Source organism: Massilia sp. DD77 (genome assembly GCF_036961685.1).
In the GTDB taxonomy this organism is placed as follows: Bacteria; Pseudomonadota; Gammaproteobacteria; order Burkholderiales; family Burkholderiaceae_D; genus Telluria.
The window spans coordinates 44584-59031 of the sequence record NZ_JBAMDH010000026.1 but is presented as its reverse complement, the minus strand read 5'-3'; the positions used below and the strand labels follow the sequence as shown (position 1 = coordinate 59031).

Annotated in this window: 15 protein-coding genes; 7 read left to right on the top strand and 8 right to left on the bottom strand. The window is 60.9% G+C overall.

The annotated features are described in order from the left end of the window. From V7778_RS16655 to V7778_RS16620, 8 genes are all read right to left on the bottom strand, one after another. Window positions 1-1248, bottom strand: a complete 1248-nt coding sequence (locus V7778_RS16655; RefSeq protein ID WP_335557284.1) for a phage portal protein — start codon at window positions 1246-1248, stop codon at window positions 1-3. Continuing rightward, window positions 1245-2900, bottom strand: coding sequence for a terminase large subunit (locus tag V7778_RS16650; RefSeq protein WP_335557281.1), 1656 nt, complete (start codon window positions 2898-2900; stop codon window positions 1245-1247). The genes V7778_RS16655 and V7778_RS16650 overlap by 4 nt, the downstream gene beginning before the upstream one ends. Window positions 2901-2944: 44 nt before the next feature. After that, window positions 2945-3430, bottom strand: a complete 486-nt coding sequence (locus tag V7778_RS16645; RefSeq protein ID WP_335557279.1) for a hypothetical protein — start codon at window positions 3428-3430, stop codon at window positions 2945-2947. A 143-nt stretch (window positions 3431-3573) separates the two neighbouring features. Then, a complete protein-coding gene (locus V7778_RS16640; RefSeq protein ID WP_335557278.1) occupies window positions 3574-3933 on the bottom strand; it encodes an HNH endonuclease in 360 nt (119 codons plus the stop codon). A gap of 682 nt (window positions 3934-4615) precedes the next feature. Then, complete coding sequence (locus V7778_RS16635) at window positions 4616-5296, bottom strand: hypothetical protein (RefSeq protein WP_335557276.1); 681 nt, start codon at window positions 5294-5296, stop codon at window positions 4616-4618. Window positions 5297-6000: 704 nt separating this feature from the next. Then, the gene (locus V7778_RS16630) at window positions 6001-8547 is read right to left on the bottom strand and encodes a VapE domain-containing protein (RefSeq protein WP_335557274.1); all 2547 of its coding nucleotides are present in this window, start codon (window positions 8545-8547) and stop codon (window positions 6001-6003) included. Beyond that, a complete protein-coding gene (locus tag V7778_RS16625; RefSeq protein ID WP_335557273.1) occupies window positions 8544-8960 on the bottom strand; it encodes a hypothetical protein in 417 nt (138 codons plus the stop codon). The genes V7778_RS16630 and V7778_RS16625 overlap by 4 nt, the downstream gene beginning before the upstream one ends. Then, complete coding sequence (locus tag V7778_RS16620; protein ID WP_335557271.1) at window positions 8957-9418, bottom strand: YmfL family putative regulatory protein; 462 nt, start codon at window positions 9416-9418, stop codon at window positions 8957-8959. The genes V7778_RS16625 and V7778_RS16620 overlap by 4 nt, the downstream gene beginning before the upstream one ends. Before the next feature lie 189 nt (window positions 9419-9607). Here V7778_RS16620 and V7778_RS25175 point away from each other — a divergent pair, with 189 nt between their 5' ends. The 7 genes from V7778_RS25175 to V7778_RS16585 all read left to right on the top strand — a co-directional run bounded on the left by V7778_RS25175 (window position 9608) and on the right by V7778_RS16585 (window position 14429). Continuing rightward, entirely contained in the window at window positions 9608-9844 is a 237-nt protein-coding gene (locus V7778_RS25175; RefSeq protein WP_442920732.1) for a hypothetical protein, read from the top strand. A 92-nt stretch (window positions 9845-9936) separates the two neighbouring features. Further along, a complete protein-coding gene (locus V7778_RS16610) occupies window positions 9937-10644 on the top strand; it encodes a S24 family peptidase (RefSeq protein WP_335557267.1) in 708 nt (235 codons plus the stop codon). Between the two features lie 2 nt (window positions 10645-10646). Beyond that, window positions 10647-10934: a hypothetical protein gene (locus tag V7778_RS16605; protein ID WP_335557265.1), complete on the top strand. Its 288-nt coding sequence runs from the start codon at window positions 10647-10649 to the stop codon at window positions 10932-10934. A 316-nt stretch (window positions 10935-11250) separates the two neighbouring features. Further along, the gene (locus V7778_RS16600; protein WP_335557263.1) at window positions 11251-11583 is read left to right on the top strand and encodes a hypothetical protein; all 333 of its coding nucleotides are present in this window, start codon (window positions 11251-11253) and stop codon (window positions 11581-11583) included. A gap of 27 nt (window positions 11584-11610) precedes the next feature. Further along, a complete protein-coding gene (locus V7778_RS16595) occupies window positions 11611-13839 on the top strand; it encodes a ParB/RepB/Spo0J family partition protein (protein WP_335557262.1) in 2229 nt (742 codons plus the stop codon). Continuing rightward, window positions 13836-14099, top strand: coding sequence for a hypothetical protein (locus V7778_RS16590; RefSeq protein WP_335557260.1), 264 nt, complete (start codon window positions 13836-13838; stop codon window positions 14097-14099). Before V7778_RS16595 ends, V7778_RS16590 begins: the two co-directional genes overlap by 4 nt. 111 nt (window positions 14100-14210) lie before the next feature. After that, entirely contained in the window at window positions 14211-14429 is a 219-nt protein-coding gene (locus V7778_RS16585) for a helix-turn-helix transcriptional regulator (RefSeq protein WP_335557258.1), read from the top strand. Window positions 14430-14448: the final 19 nt, after the last annotated feature.

Here is a 14448-nt window from a genome sequence, read left to right as displayed (position 1 = left end):
TTACTGAGCGATTGGGCTGTTGGCGGCGCCGGCCCGCTGCAACTTGGGATCCCCAAGCATCGCGACCGGCGCCAGGTTCGACTGCGCGGTGTAGATTTCGCCGCCGGCGTAGGGCTCGTCGTTCTCCAGCTGGCGGCACTCGTTACGGCTCTTGATGCCGTTCTGCACCGCCTTGGCGTAGATCTCCATGCGGTCCTTCAGGCTGCCGCGCAGCAATGCGTCCAGGTTGAATTCGGCCACCAGGGTCACGCGCTGTCGTGACGTCATCACGCGTTTGCGAACGCCCTGCTCGATGTTGATCAGGAGCGGACGCATCGCCAGCGTGTAGAAGCCCGCGACCAGCTGCTCGATGCCAGAGCCCCAGGCGGTCACGTTGCTGTGATGGACCAGTACCGGCGGCACGTCGAACCAGCGGCACAGTTCCTCGACGCCAAACATGCGGGTCGCCAGGAGCTGCTGCTGTTCGGGCGTGAGCGTAATCTGCTGGTACTTCATGTCCGCTTCAAGCAGGTGCAGGCGAGAAGTACTGCCCTCGCCCATTTCGCCGAAGTTCCGCTTCACTGCGGCCTTCTGCTCCTTGTTCAGCACCTTGTCGATCATCAGCACGCCGGATGGCTTGCCGGCAGCGCCGAACAGGCGGCTGGCATCGCTTTGCGCCTTCGCCGCTTCGTCCAGGCCGGCACGCATGAATTCCAGCTTGTCGAAGCTGGTCGTGCCGTTGCCCAGGTTCTTGAGCACGTAGACGTTTTCTTCGCTGAGGACGGCCACGTCGTTCGCGAACCGGTAGATGTACACCATCGAGCCGTCGTCGAGAACACGCGCCTCGACCTGGTCGGTCGGCATCGGCCAGAGCGCGACTGCCTCGCCGTTGTCGTCCCGCTCGATCCGCGCGTAGGCGACACCGCGCAAATCGTGGTACATCACCATGGCCCGCCAAAACTCGAACGGCGTCATGCGCGAGTTCGGGGAGTCATGCAGGATGGTGTACAGTCGGCTCATCCGTGCTAGCTGCTTCTGCCCGGCGCTTCCGGGCTTCTGCTCGTACACGAAGAACGGCAGGCTGGCCAAGGTCGTGGCGCGGCGATCGATGCAGGCCCATACAGTGCTGATCTGCATCGCGGCGTCTGCACCTACCCTGCTCGTACCCTCCACCAGGGCTGCCCCGGGCCCACGCTGCTGGGCACCCACGGTTTCACCGAAGCTCGTGAGACCGCCCCACCAGGTGCGAATGTTGCCAAAAATGTTCATGTAGAGACCGGGTCGTTAAGTGCATCATCCAGGTTGCCCTGGTCCTCGTATGCCGCAGCGCGGCTCAATGCCATGACCGCCGCGACGACGCCGTCGATACGACCGTTGGATCGCTTCTTGTCCGGCCTGAAATTGCCATTCGTGTCAAACAGCAGGGCCACGTTGCTTGCGCAATAGCGCAGCACCGGATTCCCGCCGTGGTTCATCATCAGGCCGTAGATCAGCTCCTCCAGGCGTTTGCTACCGGGGTGCATGCCGCCAGTGTTCTGCGGCACCTCGACCAGGGGCACATCCGCCTCAAGCAGCTCGTTCGCCAGCTGCAGCGCATTCCACTTGTCGAACCCGATCTCGGAGATCTCGTACTCCTTCATCGTCTGCAGGATCTTCGCGCGCACCGGCGCGTAGTCGGTCACGTTGCCCGGCGTGCCTGTCAGCCAGCCCGCCTGTTGCCATTTCTTGTAGGGGGCCGCATCGTCGTGCTCTTGCGTGTCGATCTTCTCCTGCGGGCACCAGAACCAGATCAGGATGTACCACTGTTCGCCCTCGGTCTCGGGCGGAAAGACCAGGGCGTACGCTGTCAGGTCGCGTGTTGACGCCAGGTCGAGCCCGCCGAAGCAGCGCCGCCCCTTGAGCGTCGCGGGATCAAATTTCGCCCCGCCCTTGTCCCACACGGCCAGGTCAAACCAGCCGTCTGCCGTGTTGCACCAGACGTTCAAGTCCTTTGTTAGGAAGTTCGCCCGGGCGCCGGGCAGCGCCGCGGCCTTGCGAGCCATGCCCCGCATGTACGTCAACGTTTTCGAGTTGCCCAGGCCTGGGTTGGCCTTGTACCAGTTCACTTCCTGGAATGGATCGTCGCCGGCGTCGATGGTGTAGATGTAGCCGAAGAAGTCGTCATCGACCCGCTTGCCTTCCAGGATCGTGATCAGGTAGTCGCGCAGCTCGGTACAGATCCCGTCCAGGATGAAGCCCGACGTGGTAATCGCCGACAGCAGCGGCTGCTTACGCGCGCCCAACGCCGTCTCCATCACGTCCCACACGTCGCGGTTGCGCTGCGCGTGCAGCTCGTCGAACAGGATCGCCGACGGGTTCAGGCCGTCCAGGTTCTCGGCGTTCGCCGGCAGTGGAGCGAACACCGAAGTGTCCAGCTCGACGCGCTCCTGGTTCAGGCCACTATGGATCTTGAACGAGCGCGCGGCGCCTGGCGATCGGCGCACCCAGCGCCGGATGTTGTCGAATGCCGGCTTGAAGACCGTCATCGCTTGGGCGCGCGTCGTCGCTACCGCATACACCTCCGCGCCAATCTCGCCATCCATCTGGAACAGGTAGGCGCCCTGCGGTCCCTTCCAGGTGCTCTTGCCGTTCTTGCGTGCGACCTCCTCGTAGGCGCGGTTAAAGCGCCGGCCGTCGTCGCTTTGACGGCGCCAACCATACAGCACCGCTGTCCAAAACTTCTGCCAGGGATCGAGCAGGATCGGTTGTCCCGCGAGCGGCCCCTTGATGTGGGTGAAGAACTTCTCGATGTACGAGATGATGTGCCAGCTATAGGCGGGTTTGAACACCAGGCCGCGCGCCGGCGCCTTCACCAGGTCGACGTAATGCCGCATCACCGCCAGGTAGACGTACTTGCCCGTTACGATCTCACCGCGCAGCACCGGTAGGCCATAAGTCAGGTCCCACTCTTCCAGGACCGCCGGCGTCAGTGCTTCGATGCGTTTGCGGGTGAGCTGGTGGCGTGGCTTACGAGATCGCTGAACAGATCGTCCTGCCCGCCCTGCACTCCGGTGTCCTTTCGTACCCGCGCCAGCGACGGTATTGTCAAGCATGCTTTGGGTAGCCATTGTCCGAGTTCCATCTTGAGCCGCTTCTCGTCCTCGGCCCAAGGCGTCGGTGTACTCCAGCCGGTCTTCGAAGTTTGTGACCGCCCTTTCTCAGCGCACTCCTTCGAGGCGTTGATCCAGTCAATGAAAGTCCGAACGATCACGGCCAGCGGCATCCCAACGGTAAGGTGATCGATCCCGGCATCGCGAAGGGACTCGCAGAGGTAGTCGTACACCTGCAGCTCGTCCTCGCTCAGGTTTATACCGGGTGGCGGCGCCGGCGAGGCGATCGCCGTCGGCGACGCCTTGACGTTGTCCGCCCCTACAGCCGGCGGCGCTACTGAGAAATTCTTCTTTGGGTCCATGGTTGTCCTTCCGAGTTCAACGGCCGGCCAAGTCCTGGACGTTAACCCCCCGGGGGTAGTTTTTCGTCGCCATAAAAGTCTAGTTAAGCGTCCGGTTTCCGCTGGATGGCACCTCGACTTCCGACCCGCCCTCCCCTCCGGGGCTACCGTGGGCGGGCACGGCGCCGGCCCCGGGCCGCCTCGGCCTGGCTCTTCTCGGCGTGGCATTCATCGCAGACTGCCTGCTCGTTCGTCGAGTCATCCGGGCCGCCTTCCTCCAGCGGGATCTTGTGGTCGCGCTGCGTGGCCGTGGTCACGCGGTCCTTCAGCAGACATAGCACGCACAGCGGGTGCCGTGCGAAGAGGTCCGCACGCATCTTCTGGAGCCGGCGGCCGGTGATGCGCTTCGTCGGTGTCGTCTTGACCCACGATTCGCGCGGATGCTTCTCGCATCGCCCCGAGCCATCCGAGACGAGCGCTTTGCAGCCAATATGGCTACAGGGTCGTGGTGCGGCGCGAGGCATGCTCGATCCTTTGTGTAGACGTCTGCACAACGTCTGGGTAAATGTCGTCGCCCGCGCCTGGGTATTGCGCTTGCGTTGGAGAGTCGGCCTTTGTTCGTCGACGACTGTGCCTGTTACGCGCCACTGGGAGGCACGCTGGCGGCCTGCCGCTCACGTTGAAACCACAACTTCTAGCGATTCACCGTCCAGCGTTTGCTTGAGCTGGAGGGCCAATGCCACTACCATGTGAGCATGAAGAAGAAAGCCCGGTTGCCCGGGCAAGAGAACGAACCGTGTGTATCCCCCGCTATGCTGCGGATCGAGACGGATCACCACCTTTCGTCGTTGAGAATTCTGTGCGCTTATCGTTGTCGCCCAACGCCGCCGTGCTTAGGCTACGGCCGGATTACTGGTCGATGAGCGCCCAGCTCAGGCGCATCGCGGTGCATGCTCCATCCCATCGAGCGGCATGACGGCGATAGATGCGGTATTGCTTGCGGATGATGATGAGGGAACGTAGAACACGGGCGGCAGGTAGCCGCCGCTGCAACGGGTTACTCATAGGCCTCCTAGGTTCAAGAACACTGCAGGCACATCGAGGACGCAGAAATGCAAAAAGCCCGCACGAGGCGGGCTTTGGATGCAATTACTGCGATGATGACGAAAATATATACCCTCTGGAACATTTTCGTCAATGCATTATTTAATTTTTGCAACAGACCCCGCTCTCAACAAATAGCGGCTCGAGGCGCGCTACTGCCATCTGCTCCAGCTGTCGTACGTGTCCCTTGATGGAAGCGATGGCGCGCACGTAGGTCATGTGACTGCCGCCGAACTGCGCGGCCAAGTCGCGACTGCTGATCTCGATCTTCTTGTGGTTCGCGAAAATCCTCCCCAGCATGAAGTCGATCGCAAACCTATTCAGCCTGGGGAACATCGGAGCCAGCCAGTCGGACAGCCCCTTGATTGCGGCGATGCGCTCAGCAGAGAATGCATAGCGCCGCTGCACCCGCGGATGCTCAGTCGGTGGCAGTTGCTTATCCCCCAGGTCGAGGTCTTCATAGTCGACCTGTCCATACTTCGCCTGCAGCACCCAGCGTTCGGCATCGGGCAGCTTGGTACGCACCGCTTGCGTGATCATGGCGCACTGCGCACGAATCTCCTCGCCACGCAGGCCACTGAAGTTAACCGATCCGCCGCTGTTACCGCGCAGCTGCTCCAGCCACTCGCGCTGCACGTCGCTCTCGAGGCGAATCGACTCCATCGCCCGGATCAGCGCCTTTCGGAATGGCGCGTCCCCGCTCGGCTCCTGCCCCATGATCAGGAACGCCACGTGCACTGCCTGCCCCGCGTTCTCGAAGATCCCCTCCTGCTCCAACCTCATTGCTGCTCCCATCGTTCACCCTTTCAGTTATCTCGACGTTCTATGTCGCCCATCCACTAGCCCCGTTACCGCTTCTACTCGTCCCTCTCGACTACGTACGGCAAACCCCTGCTATCCCACTGCACCCGCGTCCTGGCCGGGCTTGGCACCCCGAACGTCCGCCCATTCTCGGCGGCGTAGAACACCGGCTCTCCCTTCACTGCCCTGCGCAAGACCGCATCGATGTTGTCCTTCCCGAAAACCGCTCGGTAATCGTCGATCAGCTGCGCCGTCACCGGCATCACCTCCCGCAACCCCCCTTTGCTCATCCCCTTGCCTCCTCAATCTGTCTAACCTCTAAATGGTTGGTCAGATAGGTTGGACGGCTTGAACCCGCATGGATGCTGGCTCTGTCTAACCTCCTAACCTGTCTAACCTGTTTTTTTGTTTTGCCAGCGACAAAAACGGCCCTTTTGACTCGTCGCACACGTATACGCGCACGCGGGCACATGTGCGGGCGCGACCCGGTTGGCGAGGTTGGACGGTTGGACGGAGCCAGTATCCATGCGGGTTCCAGCCGTCTAACCTCGAAAACGCTAGGTTGGACGGTTGGCCGCCCATGGTTGGACAAGTAGGCGTTGCGGATCGACGCCATCACCTTTTCCGCCTGCGCACGAAGCGCCCGCGATCCCTGGTGAAGCGCCGGCACGACGCCAGCTTGTTGGTCAGAATGGGAGCGGAGCATCGTCCTCTCCTGTCTTGGATGCCCCTTGCTCCGCTTCCGCTACGGGGCGTTCGTAGTACCACTCCCGCGCGCCACTGGACTCGCGATGCTTGGTCCACCCGAACTTGCGCATGATCGCGCCCACACGCATCGTTTCGGCCCTTGCCGGGCCGATCTTGGACAGCTCGAAGTGCAGCGCCCTGGTGAGCAGCTCGCGCGCCGTGACGCGTTTGAGCGGGCCCGCCGACATCGGCTTGCCCTCCGAATCGATCCCCTCGCAGAACTCCCAGATCCGGCCACGCCATGGGTCCGGGATCTCACGGCTGTCCTGCATCGGGTCGATCAAGCGCCGCTGCTGCTCGAAGGTTGGCCACCACTGCACCCCTGCCTTCATCAGCGCGATCGCTTCGCCGAACAGCTGGTCGCGGTCAGCCTTGAGCGCCTCGATGTCTAGACGGCCTGTCTCGACCGGCCAAAAGCGGCGATTACCGGTCGTATCCTTGAAGTAGGCGTCTTCGTTCGTCGTCGCGGCGAAAGCACAGCGGCGCGGAACGTTCTTCATCCGGCGGCCGTAGGGCTCGCGGAATCGGTCGACGGTGCTGGACATAAACGCCTTGATGGCGGTGACCTCGGAGCGGTTGAACTGCTCCAGCTCCGCGACCTCGTACAGCAGCACGCCCTGAATGGACAGGTAGCCATCCTTGTCGCCCATCCTGAACGGTGTATCGGCGAACCAGTCGCCGCCAAGAACCTTCAGCGAGGTCGACTTGCCTTGGCCCTGGCCGCCCTCGAAAACCGGCGCGTGGTCGTTCTTGACGCCTGGCTTGTAGCCGCGCATGACGATACCGATGAAGAACATCGTCGACACCAGGCGCAGGTATTCGGAATCTTCGGCGCCCCAATAGCGCGAGAGTGCCGTGGCCACGCGGGCCTGGCCGTCCCATCCAGCCGCACAGCGATCGAAGTAGTCGATCACCGGGTCAAACTGGTGCCGGCGAGCGGCCTGCGCGACTCCGCGCTCGATGTCGCCTACAGAGGCCAGCACCAGGCCGTAGTTCTGCGCCAGGTACATGCCCAGCTCGAAGTCGTCGGATTCGGTCCATTCGCCGGGCGTACTTGGCCAGGGCGTCTTGCGCAGCTTTACCTGCAAGCCAGAGAACAGGTCGAGCCCGACCATGCCGCGCAACCTGTCGTCGCCCTCCATCACCAAGTAGACGTTCTCGCGGCACCCCTTGATCCCACCGTTCGCGGTTGGAATGAGCTTGGCCCGCAAGGAGACGCGAGAACCCGCGCCTGCGCCAGCCGGCAAAGGGGTAGAAGCCGCCTCGAGCTGGTCGGACATCTGTTCGTTGAACCATTCGGGCACGTCGTCCGAAGAAGCCGACGCGTCAACCTGGTCGGCCGGCTGCGCCTCGGCGGCCTGCCCCGCGCCAACCACTTCTTGCGGACGCAGACTCGTCGCCCACTGGACGACTTCTTCTTCAGTGGCGCCGCCGGCGATCAGGTCCGCGACATCCCAACCATCAGGCTTCTCACCAGGCGGCGGGATGTCGACGAAGAAGACGTTGCAGCCCTGGGCGCGCAGGATATCTGCGATCTTGAGCATTGCGCCCATCCCCGGCTGTTCGGGTTCCGGCATCACCTCGCCAGCGCGCTCATGGCCTTTCTTGTAGACCTTGGCATCAGCGTCAGCCCATAGGATCACGTCGCGATTGGCAATCGCGGACCAGTCCGCCTTCTTGATGGCCTTGCCACCACCAGGCCAGGACAGGATCTCGAAGGCCTCGTGCATGGCTGGCATCGACACCGCGGCATCGACGCACTTCTCGCCCTCGACAATCAGCACCGGGACATCGAGTCGATGCGGCCCACGCAGATACAGAGGCCGCGGTTCAGGAAAGGATAGCCAACGCCATTCACGCACGCTGGTTCCGTTGCGCTCTGCAAACACGCAGGGCAGCACTTCTTTGCCCTCGCCATCCGAGCGCCGGAAGCGATAGATCACGCCCAAGAGCTGGCCGGCCGCGTTGCGGTACTCCCAGTGCAGCTCAGGGCGGCCACGAACGACGTGCGCCTTCGGATACGGCCCTGCGTCATCAGGAACGGGCAGAAGTGGCGTCCAGGGAGTGCGTTTTTTCTCCTCGGCCGGTGCTTCTACCCCTTTGTCCGCTGGCGCAGGCGCGGGATCAGGTCGTGTTGCCGCTGGCTTGATATAGGGTTTGATGCCCGTACGCTTGCTTGTACCATCCGCGATGTGAATACCCAGGCGCTCTCCGAGCGCTTTGCAGGCCTGGCCAGGCTTGAGGTCATGAATGAACGCGTAGAGCGAAATCAGGTCGCCGCCGGCTGCGCCGTCGGAGAAGTCGGACCAAACCCCGGCCTTGTCGCCGGTGAGCCGGATGCGGAGGGACTGCCCCGCCTCACCTGAGCGCGAGCCGATGCAGAACTCCTGGCCTTCCTGGACCCCGCTCGGGAACCACTCCTGCAGGAGTATAGAAATGGAGTCGAGCGCTGCGCGCCCGACTGCGGAAAAATCGTCCAGCGTCACGCTACCGCCTTCTCTCCGTGCTGCAGCAGCTGGCTGCTCATACGCGAGGGAATCTCGCGATAATCGAGCGCACCAGGGCGCATCGACACGACGCGCGGACGATTTTGCGCCGAGAGGGCGCGCTGCGGCGGGACATAACGGCCGGTAACGAGCTGCAGCTGGGGCGCAGCCTCCACCGCAGGCGGGCGCAGGTACAGCTGGCCCAAGCGCGTAATCGCAATGCTGGCACCGGTGATCTCAGCGACGCGGAGACGAACGAGCGCATCGACGATCTCCCGGGTGAATTCGTGGCTATTGCGCTTCCAGTTAACAGCACCCATGAGAGCCGCGGCGCTGACCAAGCCGGCGCCGTCCAGGTGCAGCAGCGCAGCATGTGCGCGGGTGCCTGGGCGTGGTCCGTTGATCCTGTTCATTCGACCTCCTTACCACCTTGCGGCGCGTAAATGCGGAGAGTGAGAGCCATCAGCTCGGCCAGCACTTTGTGCAGCTGGGCCACGTCGTGCTCGAGGAGCATCTGCTCCCGCTTGTCGATCAGGTCATCGGCGGTCGCTGCCGAGAAGTCCTTTGAGAACTGCCCAAGCTCCGCGTAGAGGGACTGGAACTTCGCCATCAGCAGTTCGTTGTCCTCGGCCAAGTCGCCAGGGAGCTTGATGAAGGTGCCGCCGCTTGCGGTCGCCACAGCTTCCGCGAAATGCGTGCACTGGGAGAACGCCTGGATCTGCAGTGCAGTATCGACCGTGACACCCTGCCCTTTGCGTTCGTAAACGCGGTTTTCCAACGCATCGCGGCTCATCCCGAGAGCGGCTGCGATCGCGTCCCAGCCGCCCGGGAACGCCTTGATCATCGAAAGAAAAGATTGCCTAATGTTCACAACTGCCTCTTAGTCTCGGTGGTTGCCGCGCTGGGCGGAAAAATTTAATCTTGCAAAATGGAAAATGTCTAACTTGTTTATTTCCACTGGGAAACAATAGGGGCGCGACGAAGCATCCGGGCTACCCAGTGATCATCAACTCCGACTATCTCAAGAGGGGTGTGCGCTCATCAGGAAAGTGTCCCGTGAATGAGGATCGCTTTCGTCAAAGCTGGGCGCTGTCGCCCGAGTGCTGGCCTGCGGCGCTGGTATGAGAAACAGGTCTGGATGATCCAGCTTGACCTGGGCGGGAATGCCCCGAACGGTCCAATTCTGGACGCGCTGGACAGTGAAGCCCAACTTATGAGCAAGCTTGGCTGGACCGCCAAGCTTTTCGATGAGTTCTTTGTCGTTCTTCATGTGCCAGCCAAGAGTGTGTTGGTCTAGCCACCATTAAACACCATGTTTAATCCGCTCGTCAACATGGTGTTTAACACATTTTGTTTAGTACCCCTGATAATTGCGCAATGCATGAGCAAATGGAAAGGCTGTACCGCGCAGCCAAAGAACTCCGGGACATCGAGGGCCAAACCGAGGTCGCGCTTGCGCTCGGCCAGTCGCCCCAAACAGTGAATAACTGGGAGAGCCGAGGCGTATCGAAGTTGGGTGCTTTGAAGGCGCAAACTGTGCTGGGATGCTCAGCCACCTGGATCCTGACCGGTCAGGGCACGATGCAAGTAGGTCAGTCTGGCGACGAGCCCTCGGCCCCTTCCGAGCGTCGCCTGGGCCTCGGCGTAGCTCGCGTTCAGGTTGCCGTTGATCCAGCGACCGTCCCCATCAGATTTGTCCAGCTGCGACTGCGTGCTGGTGCAACAGGGTTCGTCACCGAGCTTGAGCCCGATGACGGCGGAATTTATGAGGTCCCTGTGCAAGTCATTCAAGAGCTCGGGATCGAACCGCAGTGGCTACTCGCAATGCGCGTCAAAGGCGACAGCATGCAGCCAATGATGTTCGACAAAGAAATCGTCCTTGTCAGCCGAAAGCATGTGGACCCGATCGACGGCTTGGTTTATGCCTTCACCTTCGACGGAGAAGCCCTGATCAAGCAGCTAATCCAAAAAGGTAAGGACTGGTACCTGCATTCGTTCAATCACAAGTGGCCCGACATTAACACGCGTAGTGGCCAGTGCGACATCGTAGGTGAAGTGGTGTATCAACCAGGTCGATCGATCCGTAAATACCTGTAGCCGTGCGCGTCGATACTGCTGTCGTAACGATCCTCGGCGTACGGATTGTCTTGGTGTTCCCTCACCCCAGCTACGTTTACCCAGGCGTCGGCGATCTGCTCATCAAGCGCCTTGAGCCTCATTTCCCGACGACTCCGATCATGCTGGTGCACTTAGAATATGGCGAAGAACGTGCCTATGCGACCTTTCAAACAGCACCTTTCCTCACGGCACTCGATATCGACCAAATCTTCCTCAGAGAAGTGGACTTAGACGTCCTACCTGTCGAGGAAATCGAACTACCCTTCTGACCTCACCGCGCCAATGCCCCGCTTAGTCGGGGCTTTTTTTCGTCCCTCGCCTGTGGCTTTTTAAACACAACGTGTTGTTTCGACCAAGGACTAAACACCATGTTTGACTGAATTCTAAACATGGTGTTTAATATCATCGATTCTTTGGAACATCAACCACCGAGGACAACATGACTCCGTTCCGCATCACTGTGGCCACCCAAGCCCGCCGCGTAAGTTACGTCGCACTCTCAACATGCAGTTGCCAAGCAGCGATCGATGCCGTCGACTTGCTCACCTTGGGCGCCGACCCGTGCGCTATCACCGTGGTGCGCGCATGAGCGCCGTTCGCGAAATCCCGCGCGTGAAGACAGCGACGCCACGAATTGGCACTGGTCCGCTACACCAAGCACTAGCCACATCGGAGAAGGCTGCGGCCCTCCGCTCGTTCTGCCAAGCCACCGGCACTCGTCCGGATGAAGTGTCATCGGATGGAACCAGCCTCGATGTCCTCCGCGTGTTCGACGCGATGCGCACCCGCGGCTACGAGGTATCTAAACCGCAGCGCCCACAGCATCAGCCCAAAAAAGGCTTCACCACGTGGTGGGTCCATGTGCGGAAAGCCAACGTCGAATTTGCACTCGGCTTTTACACCGCCAACCAGCCCTAATCCAACCGCATTCCTGCAGGAGCAACCATGACTACTACACCTTCCCGCGCCATGTCCGTCGACGCGATTGCCGAAAGCACCTTGAGCAATGGCGGTGAATATGGCGAGTACGAACTCGGCAAAATCCGCAAGTCGCCTGACAACCGTAAGCGCTTTAACCAAGATGCGCTGAATGAGCTTGCTGCCAGCATCAAAGCAATGGGCGTCGCGCAGCCGATTCTGATTCGCCCCGTTATGCCAACGCCGGAACAACCCGAAGAGTTCGAGATCGTCGCCGGCGAGCGCCGGTACCGGGCTTCTACCATCGCAGGCATGAGCACAATCCCGGCCGTATGCCGCCAGCTGAACGACCTGGACGCGGCGAAGATCCGTATCTTGGAGAACCTGCAGCGCGAAGATCCACATCCGATCGAGGAGGCCGAGGGCTACCAGCTGCTCATGCTGCAGCACGGCTACAACGCGGACCAGCTGGCCGACGAGGTCAAGAAGAGCCGCGCGTATATCTATGGGCGCCTCAAGTTGTGCGCCCTCACCCCCGAAGTTCGCGAGCAATTCCTTGACGACAAAATCTCAGCATCGACGGCGTTACTGATTGCCCGCATTCCAGTGCCATCCCTGCAGGTCAAAGCCTTGGGCGAGATTCTCAATCCCCCCGCTTGGCAGGGCAGCGAGCCGCTCTCTTATCGCAAAGCCGTAGAGCACATCCAGTCTCGCTATATGCTCGACTTGTCAGCGGCTATCTTTAAACTCAACGACGGCAAGCTCCTGGCGGCGGTCGGCAGCTGCGTGAAGTGCCCGAAGCGTACCGGCAATCAGCCGGAGATTTTCGCTGGGCTAAGTGCAGACGTCTGCACAGATCCGGACTGCTTTGCCGAGAAGAAGGCTGCGCACCACACGGCCGCGATCACCCAGGCAAACAAGAAGGGTATCCCTGTCTACGAAGGCGACGAAGCCAAGACTATTCGGGATAAGCGATGGGATAAGGACTCCGACCTGGTAACGGCAGATCTGCACATAACCCGCTTCGAACGAAACGCCCCATCCACAAAGAACGAAGGCTATGTCAAAGACTACTTGAACGCCGAGGCTCTGGAACTCGTCGGTGTCGCCGCGTATTTGCGGGACCCGAATGGGGAAGCCACACCGTACTATCGCCGCAGTGACATCCAGATCGCGCTTGAGAACGTTGGCGCATGCGAGACGGAAGACGCGCGCGAAGCCCGTCTTGAGGAGATCAAAGCCGACCCCAGCAAAGCACCTCCAAAAACCGCCCATCAGATCAAGTGGGAAAAGGAGCAGGAGGAGCGCGAGGCCGCTGAGGCAGTCGCCGAAAAAGAGAGCGCCTACCGCTTGACCGTGTACAAGAAGCTGCGCCAGCAAGCCAGCTTGACTGGGTTAAGCCTGCCTTCGTTGCGCGAATATGTTAAGGCGGTGCTCGACCAGTTCCATTTGACAGAGAGCGTGCAGGAACTCTACGAAGTTGATCTGCGCACCGACGGGACGAACTTTATCGACACGGCTGATACCGGCACATTGCAGTTGCTTCTGCTCGACATCATGCTCGGAGAGACACTCGAGGCGAGCTGGTATGACATCAAGTCCGGCAATGCCGATGAAGACGGCTTTCAAGCCATCGTTTCGATGGCTCGCCACGAAGGAATCGACGTCGCAGCAGTGCGTGCTGAGATCTTCCCTCCGAAGCCCGAAGCTGCACCATTGGCAGATCGGGGCGGCGCTGATATCGGCTCGGTCGCCGTCCGCTACCGCCACCCGAGCACTCCCTCGCAGACCTGGACCGGTCGCGGGCGGCAGCCACTGTGGGTCAGCGAGTGGATTAAAAGCGGCAACTCGCTGAGTGATCTGGAGGTTACCTTGGCGTCGGCAGAAACCGACCAGGTAAATGAATCAGCCCCTGCTGAGACCCCACAGACTCCGATCGTCGAGCCGGAGGTGGCCGAAGCTCCTAATGATGCGCCGGCAGCGGAAACCCCGATAGCAGATACGGCGTCTGCAGACGTCGCGGCGATCACGCCAGAGATCGCATCATCGGCACCAAAAGGATCGAAGAGAAAACCTGCGCCGGCAGCTAAGAGGACCAAGTTGGCGCCGCCGAAGGTTTCGGACACTGAATCTTCGCCTTCTCCAACTGCAGCACCTGAGCCAGGCCCATGGCCATTCCCGAAGTCCTCGACCATTGAGCAGAAGCCGGCGAAGACCAGTCGCAAGAAGACTCCTGCAGCCGAGGTCTCAGCATGACCCATCTCAGCGATGAAACCGCAACCGTAGTGTCGCTCGCGCTGATCGATCGGCGCCGTGAGCTACAGCAGCAAGAAGCCTACTGGCGAGACCTTGCAGACGCCAGGGCGGAAGCCCTGACCCGTCAAAACCTCAACAAGGTGGAGGCCGCAATCATCGAGCTGGACCGACGCGGGATTCCTTGGCTGCACATGCACCCTGACTGCTGCGACTTGTTCGGCAATGCGAAGATCCCGGCGCCTGCAGGAGCTGCAGCATGACCTGGACGATAACCCGGTCAGCCAGCAAATGCGTGCGCTGCGGCCAGCCTCAAGGGGCTAAACATCTACCGGAATGCCCTCTCAACCGATTTACAATCAGGAATACGAACTGTGAAACCGCTCTACCTTGAACTTGAGGCAGTAGCCAGCGTAGTCGCTTTAGCTACAACCACCGTTCAGCGTCTAGTGCGTGAAGGGCACTTCCCCAAGCCACGTCAGCTGTCCGGCAGGAGGGTTGGCTGGCTTGTTCGCGAAATTGAGGAATGGGCGGAAGCCCGTCCGATATCAGTTTTGCCGCCGCCGTCGAACACAGCCAGACGCGGGAATTAGGCCATCGCTTTGCACATGG